The organism is Microbacterium sp. UBA3394 (genome assembly GCF_002358725.1).
Taxonomy (GTDB): Bacteria; Actinomycetota; Actinomycetes; order Actinomycetales; family Microbacteriaceae; genus Microbacterium; species Microbacterium luteum.
Genome location: NZ_DEPK01000041.1, coordinates 6,966 through 11,298, shown reverse-complemented (window position 1 = coordinate 11,298; position 4,333 = coordinate 6,966). Strand labels below are relative to the sequence as shown.

4 protein-coding genes are annotated in these 4,333 nt (G+C 71.0%); 1 reads left to right on the top strand and 3 read right to left on the bottom strand.

What is annotated here, in order from left to right:
• The 3 genes from B4E30_RS02285 to B4E30_RS02275 all read right to left on the bottom strand — a co-directional run.
• A partial coding sequence (locus B4E30_RS02285) for a SulP family inorganic anion transporter (RefSeq protein WP_286793303.1) occupies positions 1-434 on the bottom strand: 434 nt, incomplete at its 3' end.
• 127 nt (positions 435-561) lie between these two features.
• Complete coding sequence (locus tag B4E30_RS02280; protein ID WP_286793302.1) at positions 562-2,112, bottom strand: peptide MFS transporter; 1,551 nt, start codon at positions 2,110-2,112, stop codon at positions 562-564.
• Between the two features lie 4 nt (positions 2,113-2,116).
• Complete coding sequence (locus B4E30_RS02275) at positions 2,117-3,472, bottom strand: peptide synthetase (RefSeq protein ID WP_286793301.1); 1,356 nt, start codon at positions 3,470-3,472, stop codon at positions 2,117-2,119.
• Between the two features lie 82 nt (positions 3,473-3,554).
• Here B4E30_RS02275 and B4E30_RS02270 point away from each other — a divergent pair.
• The coding region (locus B4E30_RS02270) for an alpha/beta fold hydrolase (RefSeq protein ID WP_286793300.1) at positions 3,555-4,333 on the top strand (779 nt) is incomplete at its 3' end.

Sequence of the window (4,333 nt, the reverse complement as noted above, 5' to 3'; positions counted from 1 at the left end):
ATCGCCAGCGCGTTGACGAAGCCGACCATGACGCTGCGGGGGATGAAGCGCATGAGCTTGGCGACGCCCACCGCGCCGAGGACGACCTGGAAGACGCCGGCGAGGATCACGGTCGCGAGGAAGTAGTCCATGCCGTACTCGCGGGCGACCGGGGCGATCACGAGGGCGACGGCGCCGGTCGCGGCGGTGATCATCGCGGGTCGACCGCCGAGGAACGCGATGGCGACGGCCATCACGAACGACGAGAACAGCCCCACGCGCGGGTCGACCCCGGCGATGATCGAGAACGAGATCGCCTCGGGGATCAGGGCGAGGGCGACGACGAGCCCGGCGAGCACCTCCCTGGTGAGGATGCGCGGACTGCGCAGCGCCTCGAGCACGGAAGGGCGAGGTCGGTATCGGTCGGGCGCGGTGGCGCGCGCAGCGGTGGCCATGGGATCTCCGGAGAAGGCAGGGGAGGCTCGAGCGAGCCGGGCGGGGCGCGCGCGGAAGGTGCGACGCGGCGTGGTCCCGGTCACCCAGGGTACGGGACGCGCCTGGACGCGCGCGTGCGGGGACCCGTCAGCGCACGCCCTTCATGAGCGCCAGCACCGGCTTGACCGACGCGATCATCGCGATGCCGATGACGATCGCGATGCCGCCGAGGATCGAGAAGTACGGCACCTGGTCCTCGGGGGTGTAGAACTCCGCGGCCCATCCGGCGATCGTCGTGCCGAGCGCGACCGAGAGGAAGAACAGCGCCACCATCTGCGCGTGGAACGCCGTGGGCGCGAGCTTGGTGGTCACCGACAGGCCGACCGGCGACAGCAGCAGCTCGGCGACCGTGAACACGAACAGGATGCCGACGATCGCCAGCAGCGGTGTGGAGTTCGGGGCGCCGCCGGCCCACGGGAGGAACAGCAGGAAGGCCGACCCCATGACGATCGCAGCGAGGCCGAACTTCATCGGCGTCGACGGGGCGCGGTTGCCGAGCTTGGTCCACAGTGCGGCGAAGACGCCGGAGAGCACGATGATGAAGATCGGATTGATCGACTGCACCCACGACACCGGCATCTCCCACCCGAAGATCGAGCGGTCCAGCTGCTTGTCGGAGTAGATCGTCAGCACCGTGAACTGCTGCTGGTACAGCGACCAGAAGCCCACGCTCACGATGAACAGGGGGATGAAGCCGAGCACGCGCGAGCGTTCGATCGCGGTGATCCGGTTCGACCCGAGGATCACGACGAAGTAGGACACCGCCGCCACGACGGTGATGAGGATCACGACCAGATCGAGGTTGCCCGGGGTGATGACCCCCAGCAGCACGAGGGCTGCGAGCGCCACGGCGGCGCCGACGGTGATGCCGATCCACATCGCGTAGCGGCTGTGCGGCAGCGGGTTCGGCACGACACGTGCCGCATCCGGCAGGCCCTTGCGGCCGATCGCATACTGCAGCAGCCCGATTCCCATGCCGACGGCGGCGAGGCCGAAGCCCCAGTGGAAGCCCATCGTCGTCTGCAGCAGGCCGGTGAGGATGGGGCCGAAGAAGGCGCCGAGGTTGATGCCGAGGTAGAACAGCGAGAAGCCGGCGTCGCGGCGCGGGTCGTCGGCGCTGTAGAGGGTGCCTACGACGGCGGTGGCGTTGGCCTTGAGCCCGCCCGAGCCGAAGGCGATGAGCACGAGGCCGACGCCCAGCCCCCAGAAGCCCGGCAGCAGCGCGAGCGCGATGTGCCCGGCCATGATGACCCATGCGCTGTAGAAGAGCACCCGCTCCGAGCCGAGCACGCGGTCGGCCAGCCACGCGCCGACGATGGTGGAGAGGTAGACGGTGCCGCCGTACGCGCCCACGATGCCGGTGGCGACGGCCTCGTTCATGCCCAGGCCGCCCTCGGCGACCGAGTAGTACATGTAGATCAGCAGGATGCCCTGCATGCCGTAGAAGCTGAAGCGCTCCCACATCTCCACGCCGAACACGTGGGCGAGCGCGCGCGGCTGTCCGAAGAAGCGCGTGTCGGCGTCGCCGGGGGCGTTCGCGAAGACACTCGCCGCAGCAGTGCCGCTGCTCGCGGCGGTGGCGCCGTCGGGGGGACCTACCGGGACCTCGTCGGGGCCGGATCCGCTGTCGTTGCGCATTCGTTCACGGTATCGACACCGGCCCGGCTCCGACAGATCCTTCCGCGACCGTGTCGGGCAGTCGTGCGAGGAAGCCCTCCGCGACGGCATCGAGCCACGCGCCGACGGAGGCGACGGCCTCATCGGTGTCGGGATACCGGCATCGCAGGTGCAGGCCGCGTCGGTTCACGACGAACCACACCATGACGTCGTCGCTCGCGGCGACCGCGGAGACGTACTGCGCGTCGAGGCTGTCGTCGAGCTCGACCGGCAGGCGCCGGGTGTCCAGCCACGACAGGGCGAACATGCCGCGCGGCACCTTCATGCCGCCGTAGGGCTCCAGGATCGGGGCGAGGGGATGCGACCCCAAGGTGATGGCCTCTTTGACCGATGCCGCGCACGCCGCGGGAGCGTCGTCGACGCATTCGAGCACCGAGTTGGTGATGAACCAGCCCGAGGAGTCGTGCCAGCGCGGCTCGTGCCGGCTGTGCACGGGGAACACCGCCCGGAGCGGAGCGTCCGCCACGCGGCGGGTCACCTCGGTCAGGGCCGACATCGCCAGCCCGATCGTGGACGTGCCCGCCGCCTTGGCCGCGCCGGTGAACGCGTCGTAGTCGATCGCATCCAGCACCTCGCGCACCTCGACGACCGGGAGCGCACCGGGCGCCGGGTCGCCGACCGGGAGGGGGAAGCGCGGCATCTCGCCCCCGCACACCTCGAGGATCTCCGCCCATCGGGCCGCGACATCGTCGGGTGCCGGGCCGCGATCCTCCAGCGCGGCGGTGTGCGCGGCGAACGGCGGGGCGTCCGGGAGGTCGTCGGCACCGGCCTGCCCGGCAGCCGCGTCGAGGTAGGCGATGACATCCCGCGCCACCACCACGAGCGACCACATGTCGACGTGGGCGTGGTCGGCGCCGAGAACGACGCACGGGCGCGGATCGTCGGCGGCGGCATCCGGTTCGATCACGCACAGGCGGTGGGATGGCGCCGCGAGCGGGCGGCAGGCGAGGTCGAACACCTCGCGCACGACTTCGCGGGTCGCGATCCCCTCGGAAACGTGATGCTCCTCCCAGACGCCGTCGCCCAGCGTGATCTCGTGCAGCGTGGGCTCGCCGGCGTCGTCGAGGCCGAACACCGTGCGGAAGGTGCCGTGCCGGTCGACCGCGCGCTCCCACGCGGCCGCGAGCGCATCGCGCGTGGTGCCCGGCGGCAGGCGCAGCGCGATCGACATCCAGGATCCCGGCCGGTCGCCGGCGCCGACGTGACGGCCCTGATCGAACGACACCGGCAGAGCGCGGCCGCGGGGACCGACCGGGCGCAGGGCGTAGCTGTGCACCGCTCCGGGCGGAAGCGTTGCCTGCGCGATATTCGTGAGCCGCATCGCCCGTAGTGTAGAGGCCCGGTGTTTCGTTCCCGCGACGGCATGTCACAACCGGCGACGGCGCACCGGAGATGGAGGAACGGTGCCCACTCTCGAGGTTCCGCATGGGGCTGCGCTCGACTACGAGATCACCGGCGAGGCCGGCCCGCTCGTGGTGCAGCTGCACGGCCTGACGTCATCCCGCGACCGTGACGCCCAGCTCGGGCTCGATCTCGCCCGCTCCCTGCGCGGCCACCGCGTGCTGCGCTACGACGCCCGCGGTCACGGCGGATCCACCGGCGACCTCGATCCGAGGTCGTATCAGTGGAACCGCCTCGCGAAGGACCTCCTGGCCCTGCTCGACCACGTCGCGCCGGGAGAGCCCGTGCACGCCGTCGGACCGTCGATGGGATCGGCGACACTGCTGCACGCCGCGAAGAAGCATCCCGAGCGGTTCGCCAGTCTCACCCTGGTCGTACCGCCGACCGCGTGGGAGACCCGGTCGGCGCAGACGCAACTCTACCGCGCGAACGCGGCGCTCATCGAGAAGGAGGGCCTCGGGGTCTTCCACGCCAACCACACCGCGCCCGTGCCCCCGGCGCTGTCGGATGCACCCTCGACGACGCCGACCGTGCCCGAGGACCTGCTTCCCACGGTGCTGCGCGGCGCGGCGAGCACCGACTTCCCGAGCGAGAAGGCGGTGTCGCGCATCACGACGCCGACGCTGATCCTCGCCTGGACGGGGGATGCGGCGCATCCGGTCTCCACCGCGAAGCGCTTGAAGAAGCTGCTGCCCGACGCCCGGCTGGTCATCGCGAGGACGCCCTACGGGATCATGGCCTGGCCGGGCCTGTTCGCCGAGCACGTCACGACGACGGACCC